The following is a 17,897-nucleotide window of genomic DNA, read 5'->3' on the forward strand; positions in this document are numbered from 1 at the left end:
CGGTTCATCCCCGCGCATGCGGGGAACAGTCACCGCCCAAGCGGGTGAAATCGCGGTTCCACGGTTCATCCCCGCGCATGCGGGGAACAGGTGTGCGCCTCGGGCGTGAAACCCTGTGTTCTCGGTTCATCCCCGCGCATGCGGGGAACAGATAGGTGATCTGCGCGACATTGCGCTGACCGTCGGTTCATCCCCGCGCATGCGGGGAACAGGCCCGCCTTCATCAGCGCGTGGACCTCGCGGGCGGTTCATCCCCGCGCATGCGGGGAACAGGTGGCAATTCGGAACGGGTGAGGTTAAGAGGACGGTTCATCCCCGCGTGTGCGGGGAACAGGCGCGAAGGCTGGGACCTGCTGGCGGTGATGCAGGTTCATCCCCGCGTGTGCGGGGAACAGCCGTCCCGCTGTTCTGCCGCGCGCATTTCCAGCGGTTCATCCCCGCGTGTGCGGGGAACAGCCGATCATGGCCAGCGCCTTGCCCATCAGTCCCGGTTCATCCCCGCGTGTGCGGGGAACAGTCATCGGCATCGCGGCGGTGGAGGCCATAAGGCGGTTCATCCCCGCGTGTGCGGGGAACAGGTTCGGGTCTGCACATAAGCGAGATTGGTTCCCGGTTCATCCCCGCGTGTGCGGGGAACAGTGGGCGACCGGCATCGTCAAAGATTACGATGCCGGTTCATCCCCGCGTGTGCGGGGAACAGGGCATCACGCCCGGCGGTACGCTGACCCCCAACGGTTCATCCCCGCGTGTGCGGGGAACAGTGTAACGCTCGGATACTGTGTCAGTCGCCACGCGGTTCATCCCCGCGTGTGCGGGGAACAGGTGTTCGGGCGCGCGATGTGGGCGTTCCTCCTCGGTTCATCCCCGCGTGTGCGGGGAACAGTCTTGTTGTAGGTTATTGATCCACAAACGTTTTCACAATGTCAAAAAGCGCACCGGATTTTCGGTGGGTCAGCGGTCGGGGTGTTGGGGCAGGAACTGGACCAGTTTCAGGCCGTCGAAATCGACCGGCATGCGACGGTTGCGGCCTATGGTCTGAAAGTCAAAGCCCTGGTCGGTGGGGGCGCGCCAGACCATTACGGCGTCGCCCTCGTCGATATAGGACACCACCTGATCCCAGATCCGTTCGCGGGTTCGGGCGGAATAGTCGCCGACGAAGACTCCGGCGCGGATTTCCAGCAGCCAGGCGGCCAGGCGGCCCCTCAGGCGGGGCGGGGCGTTGTTAACCACGATGACCATCATCGCCGGATACCTCATCCTCAAAGGCGGGGCCTGCGGCCTCGGGCGGTGGGGCGGGGCGGGGCAGGTCGCCGGCGCTCAGCATCTCGTCGATGGTGGGAATGATTTTCGCCAGCAGGCCCGACCTGCGAAAGGCGTCGCGGCAGGCCAGACGCACGGCGCGGTCGGGCGGCATATCCAGCCGACCCTTGGCGTGCTGGCCGGCGATGCGAAACGCCTCGGGCACGACGGTATCCAGCTTGAACAGATCGGCAATGTCGTAAACGAAGCTTAACGGCTTGCCCATGTGCAGAAAGCCGATGGCGGGGGCATAGCCTGCGGCCAGAACGGCGGCCTCGGTAAGACCATGCAGGCAGGCGGTGGCGGCGGACAAGCAGCGGTTGGGAATGTCGCCCGCCTCCCAGTCCTTGGGGTCATAGCGGCGGCGCTGCCACGCAACGCCATGCTGCCCCGCCAGCAGGGCATAGGTTTCGCGCACACGCACGCCCTCGATCCCGCGCAACTGGTCGATGGATCGGCGGGCCGGAGCAGGCTCGCCAAAGCGGCGCTCATACATGGCGCGCACGACGCGCAGGCGGGCTGCCGGGTCCAGTGCAATGGACGCCTGCCACAGCAGCTTGTCCGAACGCGACCCGCCGGGCTGGCCTGCGGAATACAGCCGCACCCCGGCCTCGCCCACCCATGTAATCAGCGTGCCGGTGCGCGCGGCCAGCGACACGGCGGCGTGGGAAATGCGCGCGCCGGGTTCCAGCATCAGCCCGGCCAGACCGCCAACGGGGATATGCGTGCGCGTGCCATCGGCGTTGATGGCCACAAAGGCCCCATCCGCCACATCAAGCTGCGCCCGTTCGACAAAGACCAGCGAGGATCTGTCCTTCAGCGGGATCGGCCTGGGTGGCGCAGGCCCTTCATGCGCGGGCGATCAGCATCAATCCGCAGCCGAACGCCTTGGCGCGGCCGAAACCGGCGGCAAGGCGATCAAGAAAGGCAGCGGGGTCGGTGACGATCAGCTTGCCGGACAGGTCGAGGATACCGAATTGCGGCTGCCCCTGCCGCTTGCCCCGGTGCGAGGGCAGGGCGGCGACCGAATAATCATCCACGGCCAGCGCAGGGCGGTCGTTTTCATGGTCCCACGCGATCTCAAAGCCGTGGCGGCTGCCCTGCCCGGCCATCCAGTCCTGCGCGGCGGCCTGCGCCACCGCCATCCGCTGCGCGGCCCGTTCGCCCTTGGGCACGGAATGCAGCGCATCCATCACCACATCGACGCGGCCCACGCCCTTGCGCGCGCGCGTCGCATTGGCGCGCAGCACAAAGCGCAACTGGTCGCCCTGACGCAGATCGGGGGCAAAGGGCTTGACCTGCGGCGGATCGAACAGCGCAACGGCCTGCGGCGGGCGCGCCGACAGCACGATAAAGCGGCCCTGCCCCTCGGCCCGCCACAGGAAATCGCGGCTGGCATCGGGATCGCCGGCAAAGGCCGACCAGATCAGCCGGTGATGCGCGTCCTGCTGCGCGCCTTCGGGGGCCGGGTCCAGCAGAGCATTCAGCGCCGCCACATCCGGGCGGCGCGACAGATCGAGGCGCGACAGATACAGCGTCATGGCGCGTCCCCCGGTCGGATGTCCACCGCGCGCATCGCCACCTGACGCGGCGCAAAGTGCCACTGGCGGCGGTCGGTGGCGATGTCGTGGCGCGTTTCCAGCCGCGCGGCCCCGGTGGTGTCATCGCTGGCCATCATCTGCGCGACCGCGCCCTGCCGCCAATCGGGCAGGCACAGCCCCGCCAGCGCCTGTTCGGGGCTGTCGGCCGCTACGATCTGCGGGTTCAGCGGTGCGGCCAGCGGGCAGGATTTACGGCCCAGATACAGCGTGAACACCGGGCGGCGCAGCGCATCGGCCAGCGCCGCCAGATCGCCGCCCCAAACCGCCACGCCATACAGCGGTGCCGCACGGTAATCGCGCAGCGTGATCGTGGTGTTCAGCTTTGCGCGGGCATCGCGCAGCGCCTGCGGGCGCGACTGCGGCTGGCGTGCGGCGGCACCGGGCACGGTCTGCACCGTGTGATAATCGCGCAGCGCAACGCCGGGGTCGAAAATCGCCACGGCCATTTTCAGCGGGTCAAGCGCGGAAAAATCATCGCCCCGCCGCAGCCCCAGAGCCGCGCCGAACATGCCGATCAGCGCCGAGCGTCCGGGCCAGATCAGCGATCCGCGCCGTTCGTGCCCGGCAAATTCGCCCATCGCACCCAGGGCGGCGGTCAGTTGCAAGATCAGGTAATCGCGCACCGTGTCAGCCCTTGGCATGTCAGCCCTTGGCCGCCCCGGCGGCAAAACCCGCGATCTGATCCAGTGAGCCGGTGCCCGTGGCCAGATTCATCACCTCGGCCCGGTCAGACGATGCGCCATAGGCAGCGTCGATGCGGCCCGCCATATCTTCCAGCGCGGCGATGGACGCGCCGATCAGATCGCCGCCCTCGACCGGCTTGAAGAACGACCCCGACAGGTCGCGCGGCTGCTGTGCGCCGATTTCGGCCCGGATGTAATGGGCGCGCGGATGGTGACCAAAGCTGTTCTGCTTGCCCTTGGGCGTGGCCACGGCCAGCGCGCGGGCCAGCGATTCCAGCCCCCGCGCCGCCAGATCACGGTCGCCGCCAAGGTTTTCGACCAGCAGATCGACATTGACGCAGGCGTAAAGGTAATAGACGCCTGAACCAAAGCCCAGCTCGCCCAGATGCCCGGCACCCGCATCCTGTTCGCGGGTTTTCAGGTCATCGACAGCGGAAAACCAGTCGTCTTCGGCCAGCACACGATGCGTGGTGATCGCATGGGCAACCTGCACCGCCGCATCGCGGTTGAAATCGGGATCATCGGCCAGCATCCGCCCGAACATCGCAATATCCACCGCCCCGTCGGCGCGGCGCAGGACCAGCTTTTTCAGGTCTTTATCCTTGGGCAGATCCTCGCCCGCCAGGGCCTTGGCGGCCAGTTCCTCGGCCAGCGCCCATTCTGCGGGTGAAATAAAGGCCAGCGTCGTGGCGATCAGGCGCGGATCGTCCTTTTTCGGCTGCTCCAGCTTGCCGAAAATTCCGGCGACGGTCTGCGCCGTTTCCTGCGCGGCGGTTTCGCTGGCACCATCGGCGATCAGCTTTTCCCGCAGCTTTTCAAACAGCCGCTTGGTGCGGGTGCCGGTGTGCCCGGCCAGATCATTCTGAAAGAAACTGCTTTCCCGCACCGCCCGTTTCACCGATTGCGAGGACAGACGCAAACGCGGCGCGCCGCCCATCATCGCGGATTTCGGCCGCCCCTGATCGTCGCGGTTCGGGTTCGAGGGCGGATAGGCGGTCAGCAGGTGAAACTGAACGAATGTCGTCACGGGGTGGCCTCGGCTGGTTTCAGTTTTTCGGGGATCGGCGCGGCAAAGTAATCAAAGCTCCAGCGCGCGCGGGTCTTGTCATTCCAGAACCACAGGTCGCGGCCCAATGCGGCGATGTTGCAGGCAGGGTCCGGCAGGCTGCGGATGGCGCGGATCAGCGCGGTCGTCAGCGCGTCGCGGTCGGATCGCATCAGGCGCTGGAACCGGGCCGTGGACAGCGCCGGTTCCCGCCCGCCCAGACGGCGCGCCAGCGTTGCCCCGCTTTCGCCGCGCAATTCGGCCAGCACCTTCACCAGCGCGATCAGCCGCAGCGCATCGCGGGTGCCCAGACGCTGCGCCAGATCCTGCACGGCAGGTTCGGCCAGCGCCTCGATCCCCTGTGCCCGCCGCAACCGGGCTGCAAGGCCCCGCGCCGCGCCGCTTTGGCGGTCGGCAAGGTTGGCCGCCCACCAGTTGCGGATGATCTGGCCGATGTCCAAACTGTCCACGCTCATGCGGCCTCCTGTCTGGTTGGCGGCAGCGGCAGTTCCAGCGCGCCGAATGCCAGTTTGCCGTATTTGCCCCGGCCCGCGAACGACCCGGCCAGAAAGCCGCGCGCCTGCACCACCGCCTGCTGCGCCTTGACGTCGCGATCCGCCAGCCCCGGCAGGGCGCGCGCATCGAACAGATCAAAGGCAACCGCGCGCATCGCCGCCAGCCAGCCCTGCGCCACCTGTTCCGGCGCGGTGCCGGTTTCCAGCGCGCGCAGCCCGGTTTCAAAGCCGGTTTGCGTGCGGGTATAGAATTCTTCGCGCACGGCCTCGCGCGTTTCGCCCTCGGCCAGAACCGGGGCCAGCGCGCCGCGCAGCGCCAGCGACAGTTGTTCCGCCGCCTGAATCATCCCGGCCAGCAGGATCAGCGGCGCGCCGGTCAGCCCGATCAGTGGCGGGGTGGACAGCACGAAATCGCGCGGCTTCATATTGTCCATCGCCCAACCGGCGACGATCACCCGCGCCGATTGCCCTTGTGACCGGTGCTCCCACATCTCGATCACCTCGGCGCGGCGCGTCAGGCCCTGCCCTTCATCCGGCTGCGCCGCGACCACGCCCAGCCAGTGGCGATAGCCGAACAGACCGGCGCGCGGGTGTTTCGGCAGCCATTCCGCCCCCACCTTCAGGCGGTAATAGGGCGATGTCGGGTGATCCCAGCCGGCATAATTCGTGCCATAGGGCCGCTGGACAACCCCGGAGATCGCATCGTCGCCCACCAGCCGCAAACGGCGCGGCATCCCGAAAAACGCCTCGACCGGGTGGCGCTGTTCAGGAAAGACCTGCTGCGCCTTTTCCGAAGTCGAGGTCTTGCGCATCCACGGCAGATCGCCGGGCGCCGCCGCCTGCCCGCAGGGCGTGTTCGCCCAGATCAGCGACCACAGCCCGCCCTGCGGCTGAACCAGCGTCACCATCGGCCCGCCGCCCCGCATCGAGGTGCGGTTCCCCGCCCCACCCGCCGGGGCGAAGGCCTGAAACGTATACAAGGCCATCGCCGCCATCGCAGGCGTCAGTTCGGGATAGCGCCCGCGCCAGACCATCAGATCGGCATTATTCTTGACCGTCTGCCCGCCCGCGCTGTCGATGAACAGCATATCCACCGGGTTCGGCGCACCCGGCAGATCATCGAAATCCTGCATAAAACGCGGCCCGTCCCCGGTCAGGTTAAAGGCCGGCGCAAACGGCTCTAACCGCTGCCGCAGCCGGTCGGGATCGGGGGCCCAGCGGTCCAGCCAGTCGTCTTCATCAACCGGAGGATCAGCCATGGCCACCAGCCCGATCAACAGCTCCAAACAGGCGATATTCATATCCGCCCGAGGCCAGTCCACCCCCAAAATTGCAGAGTCGGCAACTTCCCAAGGGGTAACAGTCCGGGGACCATCGGCCGTGATGACAGGAATCCACGGATCTGCAATAAGATTCAGGGGCATAGATCTTTGCATATTGTGAACAAGCGTAGCTAAGCGGAATTTTGCCGATCTGTCAATGGCCAATAAGCAAAATGCCTGCCAGTCGAGCACGCAGAACCGGCCGTCACAGCAGTGCGGCACCGATCACGGCTCTGGGTGACGATCCCGGAGAGAATTGGTCCAGAAAACCCAACCCGCACGGATGGAACTCGGTTCATCCCCACACGCGTGGGGAACAGTTCGCGAGAATGGTTTTTAATGCCCGGTATCGCGGTTCATCCCCACACGCGTGGGGAACAGTGTCTTGCGAACGCGAAACCGTATTCCCGCATCGGTTCATCCCCACACGCGTGGGGAACAGGTGCTGGACCTGTCAACGCTGCTCTCCGGCGGCGGTTCATCCCCACACGCGTGGGGAACAGTTACAAATGTGCCTCACGACTTACACCTCGCACGGTTCATCCCCACACGCGTGGGGAACAGCGTTGCCACATAACACGCAGGCGTATCCCTTCCGGTTCATCCCCACACGCGTGGGGAACAGTTTTTTCACCCCAAATCCGCATTTTCTGTTCACGGTTCATCCCCACACGCGTGGGGAACAGTCCTAGAATCCCGGCCCGGATCAGGAGCGCGGCGGTTCATCCCCACACGCGTGGGGAACAGGGACGGACCTCCCATTCCCGCGCCAACAGCGTCGGTTCATCCCCACACGCGTGGGGAACAGCACGGGTCGGTTCTCGAACACTCGACGGTCAACGGTTCATCCCCACACGCGTGGGGAACAGCGAAACTTTGACTGACGCCGGAAGTTCCGTTTCGGTTCATCCCCACACGCGTGGGGAACAGCGAAAGCGCGTCGTTGAAAGATTTGGTTTCAGCGGTTCATCCCCACACGCGTGGGGAACAGACAGGTTTTTTGAAATCCCTGAACCCTCTGTTCGGTTCATCCCCACACGCGTGGGGAACAGTTCGCCATACTCACCAGCGACCAAATACCGAACGGTTCATCCCCACACGCGTGGGGAACAGATAGCAGAGGAAAATAAATGGCTCTGAAAGACCGGTTCATCCCCACACGCGTGGGGAACAGGTGGCAACGGACAACCCATTGTCCGCACACCACGGTTCATCCCCACACGCGTGGGGAACAGTGCGCACGGCCGGGCCGTGACCGCTGATAAATCGGTTCATCCCCACACGCGTGGGGAACAGATCTGCGCCAGCACATCGCCCGCCTTGTTGACCGGTTCATCCCCACACGCGTGGGGAACAGATGGCAAATTCAGTTATCGAGATATCCGCTGACGGTTCATCCCCACACGCGTGGGGAACAGTCGAGGTGCATGGCTGGGGCATAAGTCACGTCCGGTTCATCCCCACACGCGTGGGGAACAGTTGCGGACGGCCCGAAGAACGTCCTTGTGCTGCGGTTCATCCCCACACGCGTGGGGAACAGTCTTCCTCCAAATAACTGATTTCCATCGGCTATACCAACACCCTCCACAGCACCAGATAAATGGCCCCCTATACCTCGCCTGCAAACACCACCCCTTTCTCGGCGTCATAGCCAAGGCCGGGGCAGATGGTGCCGTCGTCCGTTACGGGGCAGAGCGTTACGGCGGTGCGGCGCCAGTCGGGCCAGTCTTGGGTCAGGGCGGCGATTTCGGGGGTGGATTGGTCGGGCAGGTTCAGCCCGTGCAGGCGGTGTTCGGCGACCTGCGCTTCGGACAGGGACCAGCCGTCCGGGCCGTCGGCCCATGGGTGCAGCGCCCCGCCATGGCGGCGGGCCAGCAGCAGGGTGCGGGTCGGGCGGCCAAGGCGGGTGGGGTAATCGGTGTCATCGGCGGCGGCATTGCCGCGATAGCCTTTGGCAAGGTCGATCAGGTTGCGCCGGGCCTGGTTGGCCTCGGCATAGCCCTGACCGATGCGCAGCAGCTCGGCCTCGGCCAAAGGCTCGGGGACGGGGGCGGCGTCCTGACCATGGGCGGCCTCGATCAAGGTGCGCAGACCGGCGGGGGCCTCGATCCGGCCGGTGGCGAACAGCACCTGCGCGCTGCGCCATTGCAGATCCAGCGGATAGACCCATGCGCCACGATCCAGCACATGATGCAGCCATTGTTCGTCCTCGACCCGCGCGGGGTCGGGCGACACGACATGCAGCACCGGCGCGAGCACCGGGCGGGTTGCCGCCGGGCGCAGGTCCATATGCCGCCACAGCCGCCCCGCGCGCTGGATCAGCGAGGCAACAGGGGCCAGATCCGACACCATCACGTCGAAATCCAGATCGAGGCTGCTTTCCACCACCTGCGTCGCCACCAGCACACGCCCGGCCCGCTGCTGGCCATGCTTGCCGAACCGCGACAGCGCCGCCTGTTCGTGGCGCAGCCGGTCGGCAAGGGTAAAGCGGGCGTGCAGCAGATCGGCGCTGACCCCCGCCGCGCGCAGGGCATCGACCCCGGCGATCGCATCATCGACGGCATTGCGCACCCAAAGGCAGGCGGCCCCCTGCGCCGCGTGATCCGCCAGCAGCGCCACGGCCTGCGCCGGATCGCTCAGCCGCGACACGGCGACCGGGCCGCGCGCGCTGCCGGTTTGCGGGAAATCGCGCCGCGCCGCCCCGCCCGCCATGGTCAGCGCCGGATAGGCGCGGTCGCCGTCATCCTCTGCACCCCACGCCGCCAACAGCGCCGCCCGCTGATCCAAGGGCAGCGTCGCCGTCAGCAGAATGGCCGAGCCGCCCGCCATCCGATGCGCCCGCAAAAGCTGCGCCAGCTCGGTCGCCATGTAAGGCGCACCCATTTCATGCACCTCGTCCACGATCAGGATTTTCGAGGACAGGCCGTAATGGCGCAGCGTGGCAAAGCGGGTGGGCAGAACGGACAGCAGCGCCTGATCTATCGTGCCGACACCCACGGCGGCCAGCAGGGCGCGGCGGCGGCCTTCGGCCAGCCACTCGGTGCAGACCGGGGCATCGGTCGCGCCAGCCGGGGCGGCGCGCAGGTCGCGGTATTCGCCTGACAGGGCGGCGCGGCCATGCGCCAGCGTCAGGCTGGGCGGGCCATCGAACATCCGCCGCACGATATGGCGGGCGCGGGCAAACATCGCATCCGCCGTCGCCGTGGTGGGCAGGGCAAAGAACAACCCCTGCCCCTTGCCCGCCAGCATCATCCGCTGGGCAAGGAGCAGCGCGGCCTCGGTCTTGCCTGCGCCGGTTTCATCCTCGATCACGGCCAGGGCGGGACCATCGGGCAGGGCAATATCGCGGCAGGCGGCCTGCATCGGGCGCAGGGTGAAATCGAACAGCGTGCCGGGCGCGGGGGCGGGCGCATCCAGCCCGGCGGCACGGATCGCCGCCCCGGCCCGGCTGCGGGCCTGCACCAGATAGGCGGGCAGATCGGGGCCGGGCGCGGTGGGCGGAAACCAGTCGGGGTTTGACCCGACCCAATCGGCCGCCGCGATAAAGCCCGGCAGCCACCATTCCAGCGCCTTCAGGCCATGCTTGTCCAGCGACGCCAGCGACGCACCGGGCCACAGCGCCATGAATGCCGCGATCAGATCGCCCGCATCCGCCACGGCCTGCGGCCCGGCGGCGTTCAGGCTGCGCGCCAGCATCATCTCATCCCGCCTGGGCGGCTGTCCGTGATGCCCCGCAACCCCGGCATAGAGCGCCAGCCGGTCGGCCCGTTCGCGCGGCCCATACGGGCCGGGCCGACGGTCGGGGACAATCGCCGGGGCCAGCGTGGCATCGTGATGACGCAGCAGCGCCTCGGTCACTTCCCAATGCCGGCCCTGAGGCTGCGTCGCGCCGGTGGTCAGCATGGCGCGAAAGCTGTCGCTGATCTTGCCCAGATCATGCAGCGCCGTCAGCAGGATCACGGCATCGCGCACAGGGGCCGGATAGCGGGCGCCGATCAGCCCTTCGGCCACAGCGGCCACGTCCAGCATGTGATAGGCGGCGGGATGGGCAATGCCGTCCAGCGCGCTTTTGCCGGGCCAGTTGCGGATGATCTGTGCCGTCATTGCGGTTCCCCGACCTGATCGCCGCATTCTGGCGCAAGGCCGATCATAAAGACGCGCCGGGTTCTGGATCAAGGCCGGCAGGGGGGCTGCTTTCCGCCCTGCATATCCTTGACCTGACCCTTGATCCCCTCATCCCGCGACCATTCGCGATAACGATTAAGCCCGCCGCAATTCGCACCACGCCGCCAGAACCCGTGCCCGTTTGGAAAAGGCAATCGAGATCGGCCAGATAATCCGGGTTTCCGCAGCCTTGGCCGCGCGCCGGGCCGCCCCTCAGGGCCGCATCAACTGACCAATCAGCATCCCCGCAAAGGCCAGATGCGCCTGCGACAGGTTTTGCTGCATCTCGTCGTCGGAATAGGGGGCGGTGATGGACAGGGCGATCACCTCGCTGCCGTTCTGCGCGGTGCAGAGGTTGTCCAGCAGCCCCCTTGTTTCCCCGGCATCCCCGCCGTCCTGCTGTCGTTCGACCATGCCGCAGATCAGCACCGTTCCGTCAAGATCGGAATCGCCGCTGATCTCGATCTGGCGCAGGCGGACGGGGGCGGTCGTATAGCCCTCATTCAGGGCATTGGTGCCTTGTTCCAGATTCTGCGCCAGCAGTTCAAACAAGGCACGCTGCGCGGATGGCGTTTCGCCCGTGCCGGCAGGATCGCCGCCCGCCGCACCGCGCGGATCGGCCTGCGGCGCGGGCAGAATACGCAATGTCGCCCGGCCAATGGTTTCGCCGTAATACGCGACAAGCTGTTCGCCCGCCATCTCGGTTCGCACCAGTTCCATATCCTGAATGGCTGCGGGCAACCGTTCCTGATAATCCTGCGGCGCAGCCAGAGCGGCCCCGGCAGACAAGGCAAGTGCGAAAACGGACATGGCTGTTCGGGTCATGGAACCTCGGGTTTCTGTCTGACGCCACGCAGCAAACCCTGCTTGCCGCGTGATCCATAGGGCAAGGCTATGTGGCAACCGGGCATGGGTAAAGCGGATGCGCCACAGCCCGGCCAGACCGGCAGCATCCTGCCGAATGGGGGCGTTATCGGGGGAATCGGGGGGCAGGAAAACGCCCCCGAGCCGCCGCCCCTTACATCACCATCGCCCCTTGCGGCAGCAGCCAGGCGCCTTGCGCGGGCGCGCAGCGGGTGCGCAAAGTGCAGTTATAGGCGCTGGTCAGCAGGCTGTCGGTCAGCACCTCGTCGGGCGGGCCTTCGGCCAGGGCGCTGCCGTTCTGCATCAGCAGGACGTGATCGGCGAACATCGCGGTCAGGTTCAGGTCGTGCATCACCGCAACCACCCCGCCGCCGCGCCGGGCATAGGCTGCGGCCAGACGCATCACCGCCAGTTGATGCGCGATGTCCAGACTGCTGACGGGTTCATCCAGCATCAACCAGCGCGGGCCATCGGCACCGACCGGCTGCCAGACCTGCACCAGCGCGCGGGCCAGTTGCACCCGCTGTTGTTCGCCGCCCGACATTTCCTGATACAGCCGCCCGGCGTAATCGGGCAGGCCGACCTGCGCCAAGGCGGCGGCGATCAGCGCGTCGCCGACGGTCTGCGCATCGGGGTGCGAGGTCAGGCCGATGCGGATGATCTCGGCTGCGGTGAAGGGAAAGGACAGCGCGCTGTGCTGCGGCAGCACCGCACGCTGCCGCGCCAGCACATCGGGCGGCAGGCCGGTCAGATCGGCGCCGTTCAGCGTGATCCGCCCCGACGCCGGGCGCAGCTCGGCCGTCAGGGCGCGCAGCAGCGTCGTCTTGCCCGAGCCGTTCGGCCCGATGATCGCGGTCAGGCGGCCCGCCTGCGCCGTCATGCTGACCCCGCGCAGCACGGCGCGCGTGCCCAGCTTTACGGTGATGTCGGTGGCGTGCAGACTCAACCGTCCAGAATCCTTCGGTTCGACAGCAGCACCCAGGTAAAGAACGGCCCGCCCAGCATCGCGGTGATGATGCCGATGGGCAGTTCCGCGGGCGCGATGATGGTGCGGCTGACCATATCGGCCAGCACCAGCACGCAGGCCCCCAGCAGGCCCGCATTGACCAGCAGCCAGCGGTGATCCGGCCCGCAGATCAGCCGCAGCAGATGCGGCACCACGATGCCGACAAAGCCGATGCCGCCCGATACGGCCACCGCCGCCCCCACCGCCCCGGCGCTGGTCAGCATGGCGGCGGTCTTGGCGCGCTGCACGCGGATGCCGACATGGGCGGCGGCGGCCTCGCCCAGGGCCAGACCGTTCAGCGACCGGGCCAGAAACGGCGCGGCGATCAGCGCCAGCGCCATGACCGGCCCGGCGGCGGCCAGCTTGACCCAGCTTGACCCGGCCAGCGATCCCATGCCCCAGAAGGTCAGGTCGCGCAGTTGCGAGTCATTGGCGTAATAGACGATCAGCCCGGACACCGCACTGACCATGGCCGAAATCGCGATCCCGGCCAGCAGCATGGTGGCGATCGAGGTGCGCCCCTGCCGCGTGGCGATGCCATACAGCACCAGCATCGTCACCCAGCCGCCGCCGAATGCCGCCAGCGGCACCAGATACCAGCCGGTCCACACAGTGATCGCGGCAGGCAGCAGCCCGCCCAGCACGATCGCGGCAATCGCCCCCAGCGATGCCCCCGCGCTGACGCCCAGCAGGCCCGGATCGGCCAGCGGGTTGCGGAACAGCCCCTGCATCACCGCCCCCGCCACCGCCAGCGAGGCCCCGACCAGCAGCCCGGTCAGCAGGCGCGGCAGGCGGATGTCCAGCACGATGATGCGGTCGGCCTGCGCAATCTCACGCCCGGCCAGCCAGTCGCCCAGCACGCCAACCGCCGACACGCCGGATGCGCCATGCCCCATCGACAGCACCGCGACGATCAGCGTCAGCACCGCCAGCAGCACCGCCACGGCCTGCCCGCGCCTGCGGCGGTCGCCTGCCAGCGGAACAGCCGTCATTGCCACCATCACCCGTCCCCATAGATCGCGCGGTGCAGATCCAGCCCGGCCTTGCCCGCGCGCGGCCCAAAGCCCAGCAGATATTGCGCATTCATCCGCAGGATCGCGCGGTTCTGCCCCGCCGGAGTCGCGGCGATGGCGGGCATGGCCCAGATCTGCGCGTCGCCCGGTTCCTGCAAGATCGGGTCGCTGTCGCTGATCGGATCGCGGTGCATCATCAGGATCAGGTCGGGGGCGGCGGCCATGATCGCCTCGTCCGTCAGCGGCTTGTAACCGCTGAAGCCCGTTATCGCATTTTCGGCCCCCGCCAGCCGGATCATCGCATCCGCCGCCGTATCCGTGCCCGAGGCCAGCACCCGTCCGCCTTGCAGCGACAGAATGAACAGCACCCGGCGCGGAGTGACATCGGCATTCAGCGCCTCAAGTTCCGCCAGATCGGCACGCAGCGCATCCAGATCGGGTTGGATCGCATCCGGCCTGCCCAAAGCCTGCGCCACGGCGGTGATCCGCGTCTCGATCCCTGCCGCGTCGGCGGCGTCGGGGATGGTTTCGAACGCGATCCCCGAGGATTGCAGCATCGCCACCGCCTCGGGCGGGCCTGCGCCCTCTTCGGCAAGGATCAGGTCGGGGCGCAGCGACAGCACGTTTTCGGCGGACAGGCGGCGCATATAACCGACATCGGGCAAATCCAGCGCCGCCGCCGGGTAAACCGAGGAACTGTCGCGCGCGATCAGCCGGTCCTGTTCGCCCATCGCATAGACGATTTCCGTGACCGTGCCGCCAACCGCCAGAATCCGCTGCGCATCCGGGTGCCCCTGCGGCCCTTCGGCCAGCGCGGGCAAACCCATCAGCGCCGCCAGCGCGATACCCGCAAAGCGCCGCATCATGCCGCCCCCGGCAGTCCGTTCACCAGATCGGCCCAGACCTGCGGATCGCCGCCCTTGTCCGCCCGCATCCCAAAGCACTGATAGATCAGCGCGCCATATTCATCGAAGGCCTCGACCGAGATCGCCATGCCGCGCTTGGTCGGCTTTTCCACCTGCCACATCTCGGCCACATGATCGGCGCGCAGATGCAGGTTGAACCGCTCGTCCATGACATTCAGCCACGGCCCTATCGGGCGCAGGTTCTGACACGGGCCGGAATGAATCCCGATGCAGCCCATATTGCCGACGAAGATCATCACCGGCAGGCCCTGCGCCTGCACCGCAGTGAACAGCGCGTCATTGGCCGCCACATCCAGCCGCCGCACGAAAGGCGCACCAGCCAGATGATAGGCGCCCAGCCGGTTCATCTTCAGCCGCCGCACCAGCGTGTTGAACTGATGCGTGTCGGTCATGTCCGCCCATTCGCTGCGCAGCGCCATGGCGCGGCTTTCGTCGATGCGGGGGCCTTCGACCGGGGCGCGGGGGGCGAAATCCGACAGCCCGTCCTGATCCGGCAGCGCCAGATCGCGGCGCAGCGCATCCCATGCGGCCAGATCGGACCCGGCGCGCAGATGCACCTTGTGCACCGCATCGCCCGCCGCGTCGAACACCTGAACCGAGCGGCGCGGGCCGTCATTGCCCTCGGCCTCGACGGCATAGGCATGGACCCAGTGGCGCGGGAACATGCGCATGTCGATTTCGGGGTCCAGCGTCATCGCCGCATGGTCGCCATCGTGGAAATTGTTATAGGTGCCGACCTTTTCGATCACGCAGGACCGGTTGCGGGTCAGGGCCATCACCTCGCCCAGACGCTGCACCGCCGGGATCAGCCGCCCCAGCGCCGGGGTGATGCGGATCGCGCCGTGGCCCAGTTCGGCCTCGACCAGCGCGGCCTCGGTCAGGCCAAGCTGCGCGGCCAGATCAAAAGGCCGAAGGGTCGATTCACGTTTCAGATCGCGCAGCCGTGCGGGGGTCAGGTCGTTCATGGATTAGCCTTTTACGTATGCGGGCATCTGGCAAACGGGCTGGATGCAGTTCTTGACTTGTTTAGTAAGGAAAGCTAGCCGATGCAAGCCGCCAGCATATGCCAGCCGGGTCATTTCAACAAACAACAGGGAACAGGGGCACATGCGCAAAAGACTGATACTTCTTCCGATCATTCTGGGGGCGATCCCTGCGGGGGTGATCGCACAGGAACGCCCGACCGTTCTGGACCCGATCATCCTGCGCGCGGGAACGGAAAAGGTCGCATCCGACGTGCCGCAATCGGTCAGCGTGGTCGGTCAGCAGGAACTGGACGACACCGCGCCGGGCACCATCGGGCAGGCGCTGACGCAGGTGCCGGGCGTGGCGGGGGTCGGCTCGTCCAGCTTTTTCGGGCAGGGTTTCAACATTCGCGGCTTTGGCAATTCCGGCACCGCCGCATCCGAGGCCGGGATCGTGCAACTGATTGATGGCGAGCGGAAATATTACGAATCCTATCGTCAGGGGTCGCTGTTCATCGAACCCGACTTCCTGACGCGGGTCGAGGTGCTGCGCGGCCCCGGTTCATCGACGCTGTATGGCGCGGGGGCGCTTGGCGGGGTGATCGCAATGGAAACCGTCAGCGCGGGCGACCTGATCGCCGAGGGCGCGACACAGGGCGGGCGGCTGCGGCTGCGCTATGGTTCCAACCCCGACACGGCCTTCGCCAGCGCGCTGTGGGGCTGGCGCCCGACCACCGATTTCGAGGCGGTGGCCGGTCTGGCCTATCGCCATCTGGGCGACACCAAAGACCCCGATGGCGATGTGATGATCCGGTCCAATTCCGACGCGCCGAATCTGCTGCTGAAGGCGCGGCAGCGGTTCGGGGATCACTACATCGAAGGCTCTTACCTGCATCTTGAGGCGCGCGGCGACGATCAGGATTTCAACCAGATGGAGGGCGCGCAGGTCGGCCTGTTCCCCGGCTTTGCGGGCTGGGGCGTGGGCGACATTCTGACGCGCGACCAGACGGCGCGGCTGGTCTGGGGCTATAACCCCGAAAACCCGCTGATCGACAGCACGGTCACGCTGTCCTATACCAACACGATCAAGGATATTCAGCAGGGGTCGAACCCGGACGAACCGATCATGGCAACCTTGCTGGGACGGCGCGATTACGGGTTGTGGAAGCTGCGGGCGCAGAACGTCGCGGATGTGTCGGCGGGCGGCTGGTCGCATTTCGTGACCGTCGGTGCCGAAACATCCTATCAGGACCGCACCAGCACCGCCTATTCCGCATCCCACCCCGAGGCGGTGACACGGCAGGCGGCGATCTTTGCGTGGTCGGAACTGTCGCGCGACCGCTGGACGATCAACACCGGCCTGCGCTGGACCCGGCAAAGCACCTCGCCGCGCGACAGCGTGACCGCAACGGACGAAGGCGTGCGCAACACCGCGGCCGAGCCGCAGATCGCCGTCATGTATGACCTGAACGACAACTGGTCGGTGTTCGGTTCAGCCGCCAAGGTCAGCCGCCTGCCCAATGTCGATGAGCTGTATGACAGCTTTCGCGGCGGCGCGGCCTCGCCCGATCTCAAGGCCGAACGCGGCAAGAACCTTGAACTGGGCGTCAGCTATCGCGCGGACGGGCTGTTCAGCGCCAACGATCAGGCGCGGGTCAAGCTGACCCTGTTCCGCAACCATATCGACAACATGATTACCCGCACCAACGCAATTGCACCGGAACCCGCCTATATCAACATCGAGCGCGCCTATCTGCGCGGCGGCGAAATCGAGGCGGTCTGGTCGAACACCACCTGGCAATTGGGTGCCGCCCTGTCGGTGGTGAACGGGGTCGATCAGGACGGCAGCGATCTGGACACGCTGCCCAACAACCGGCTGGCGCTGTCGGCGACGTGGCGGCCTTCGGAGGAATGGCGTTTCGGGGTGCGCAGCACGCTGGCGGCGGGGCGCGACAAGCCCAGCGGCACGCATCGCGCGGGTTACGGCGTGCATGACGTCTTTGCCGTCTGGTCGCCGCAATCGGGCGTCGCGCAAGGGACCGAGTTCGGCCTTGCCATCGACAACATCACCAACCGCGAATACATCCCCGCCACCTATCAGACCGGCCCGGCACCGGGGCGCAATGTCTCGCTGACGCTGACGCGCAATTTCTGAGGCACCGCCCTGCCCGGAAACGGGCGGGGTTGGCCCCTGGCGGGCCGCCTCACAAGACCAAAGCCACATAAGCGAGCCGGACAGAGGCGGGCCAGCCCCCCATACGCGCTAACTTAAGGGCTTGTGGGGTTTCTGGCGGCGTTTGCCTGGCTTTTCCGCCGTCTTGGCGGATCGCAGATATGCCGCATGACGGTGGCAAGGCGCCTGGAGATTTTCGCCACCACCCGCACCGTCAATATCGCAGAGAGGATCGCATGCTTCAGCAGGCTATGCAGCCTCCAAATGGCTCTGTTGCACAAATCGGCTGGTGTCCGGGGTTCTCCTTTCCCCGGACAGACT

At 66.8% G+C, this 17,897-nt stretch carries 14 protein-coding genes and 2 CRISPR repeat arrays; of the genes, 1 reads left to right on the plus strand and 13 read right to left on the minus strand.

Translation table 11 applies throughout. The features are described from left to right. A CRISPR array of direct repeats spans window positions 1–883; the repeat unit is 29 nt; unit sequence CGGTTCATCCCCGCGTGTGCGGGGAACAG. Between the two features lie 68 nt (window positions 884–951). The 13 genes from cas2e to Q4G14_RS14290 all read right to left on the minus strand — a co-directional run bounded on the left by cas2e (window position 952) and on the right by Q4G14_RS14290 (window position 15,403). Continuing rightward, window positions 952–1,242, minus strand: coding sequence for a type I-E CRISPR-associated endoribonuclease Cas2e (gene cas2e / locus Q4G14_RS14230; RefSeq protein ID WP_303362425.1), 291 nt, complete (start codon window positions 1,240–1,242; stop codon window positions 952–954). After that, window positions 1,223–2,125, minus strand: coding sequence for a type I-E CRISPR-associated endonuclease Cas1e (gene cas1e / locus Q4G14_RS14235; protein WP_303362438.1), 903 nt, complete (start codon window positions 2,123–2,125; stop codon window positions 1,223–1,225). Before cas1e ends, cas2e begins: the two co-directional genes overlap by 20 nt. 22 nt (window positions 2,126–2,147) lie before the next feature. Continuing rightward, window positions 2,148–2,840 carry a type I-E CRISPR-associated protein Cas6/Cse3/CasE gene (gene cas6e / locus Q4G14_RS14240; RefSeq protein WP_303362426.1) on the minus strand — a complete coding sequence of 231 codons (693 nt, stop codon included), beginning with the start codon at window positions 2,838–2,840 and terminating at the stop codon, window positions 2,148–2,150. Beyond that, on the minus strand, window positions 2,837–3,541 hold the full coding sequence (gene cas5e, locus Q4G14_RS14245) for a type I-E CRISPR-associated protein Cas5/CasD (RefSeq protein WP_303362427.1): 705 nt from the start codon (window positions 3,539–3,541) through the stop codon (window positions 2,837–2,839). The genes cas6e and cas5e overlap by 4 nt, the downstream gene beginning before the upstream one ends. A gap of 1 nt (window position 3,542) precedes the next feature. Then, window positions 3,543–4,610, minus strand: a complete 1,068-nt coding sequence (cas7e, locus tag Q4G14_RS14250; RefSeq protein ID WP_303362428.1) for a type I-E CRISPR-associated protein Cas7/Cse4/CasC — start codon at window positions 4,608–4,610, stop codon at window positions 3,543–3,545. Continuing rightward, window positions 4,607–5,104 carry a type I-E CRISPR-associated protein Cse2/CasB gene (gene casB, locus Q4G14_RS14255; protein ID WP_303362429.1) on the minus strand — a complete coding sequence of 166 codons (498 nt, stop codon included), beginning with the start codon at window positions 5,102–5,104 and terminating at the stop codon, window positions 4,607–4,609. Before casB ends, cas7e begins: the two co-directional genes overlap by 4 nt. Further along, the gene (gene casA / locus Q4G14_RS14260) at window positions 5,101–6,579 is read right to left on the minus strand and encodes a type I-E CRISPR-associated protein Cse1/CasA (protein WP_368661385.1); all 1,479 of its coding nucleotides are present in this window, start codon (window positions 6,577–6,579) and stop codon (window positions 5,101–5,103) included. Before casA ends, casB begins: the two co-directional genes overlap by 4 nt. A gap of 177 nt (window positions 6,580–6,756) precedes the next feature. Then, window positions 6,757–8,005: a CRISPR direct-repeat array (repeat unit 29 nt; unit sequence CGGTTCATCCCCACACGCGTGGGGAACAG). A gap of 68 nt (window positions 8,006–8,073) precedes the next feature. Further along, the gene (cas3, locus tag Q4G14_RS14265; protein ID WP_303362431.1) at window positions 8,074–10,569 is read right to left on the minus strand and encodes a CRISPR-associated helicase Cas3'; all 2,496 of its coding nucleotides are present in this window, start codon (window positions 10,567–10,569) and stop codon (window positions 8,074–8,076) included. Between the two features lie 273 nt (window positions 10,570–10,842). Then, window positions 10,843–11,439, minus strand: a complete 597-nt coding sequence (locus Q4G14_RS14270; RefSeq protein WP_303362432.1) for a hypothetical protein — start codon at window positions 11,437–11,439, stop codon at window positions 10,843–10,845. Window positions 11,440–11,647: 208 nt separating this feature from the next. Beyond that, window positions 11,648–12,439, minus strand: coding sequence for a heme ABC transporter ATP-binding protein (locus Q4G14_RS14275; RefSeq protein ID WP_303362433.1), 792 nt, complete (start codon window positions 12,437–12,439; stop codon window positions 11,648–11,650). Next, a complete protein-coding gene (locus Q4G14_RS14280; protein WP_303362434.1) occupies window positions 12,436–13,500 on the minus strand; it encodes an iron ABC transporter permease in 1,065 nt (354 codons plus the stop codon). The genes Q4G14_RS14275 and Q4G14_RS14280 overlap by 4 nt, the downstream gene beginning before the upstream one ends. Continuing rightward, entirely contained in the window at window positions 13,500–14,378 is an 879-nt protein-coding gene (locus Q4G14_RS14285; protein ID WP_303362435.1) for a hemin ABC transporter substrate-binding protein, read from the minus strand. The genes Q4G14_RS14280 and Q4G14_RS14285 overlap by 1 nt, the downstream gene beginning before the upstream one ends. Next, window positions 14,375–15,403 (minus strand): hemin-degrading factor, encoded by a 1,029-nt coding sequence (locus Q4G14_RS14290; RefSeq protein ID WP_303362436.1) that lies wholly within the window; start codon window positions 15,401–15,403, stop codon window positions 14,375–14,377. The genes Q4G14_RS14285 and Q4G14_RS14290 overlap by 4 nt, the downstream gene beginning before the upstream one ends. A gap of 142 nt (window positions 15,404–15,545) precedes the next feature. On the opposite strand from Q4G14_RS14290, the gene Q4G14_RS14295 reads away from it, so the two are divergent. Continuing rightward, a complete protein-coding gene (locus tag Q4G14_RS14295) occupies window positions 15,546–17,558 on the plus strand; it encodes a TonB-dependent receptor (protein ID WP_303362437.1) in 2,013 nt (670 codons plus the stop codon). The last annotated feature ends 339 nt before the right edge of the window (window positions 17,559–17,897 follow it).

The organism is Paracoccus sp. (in: a-proteobacteria) (assembly GCF_030538755.1).
In the GTDB taxonomy this organism is placed as follows: Bacteria; Pseudomonadota; Alphaproteobacteria; order Rhodobacterales; family Rhodobacteraceae; genus Paracoccus.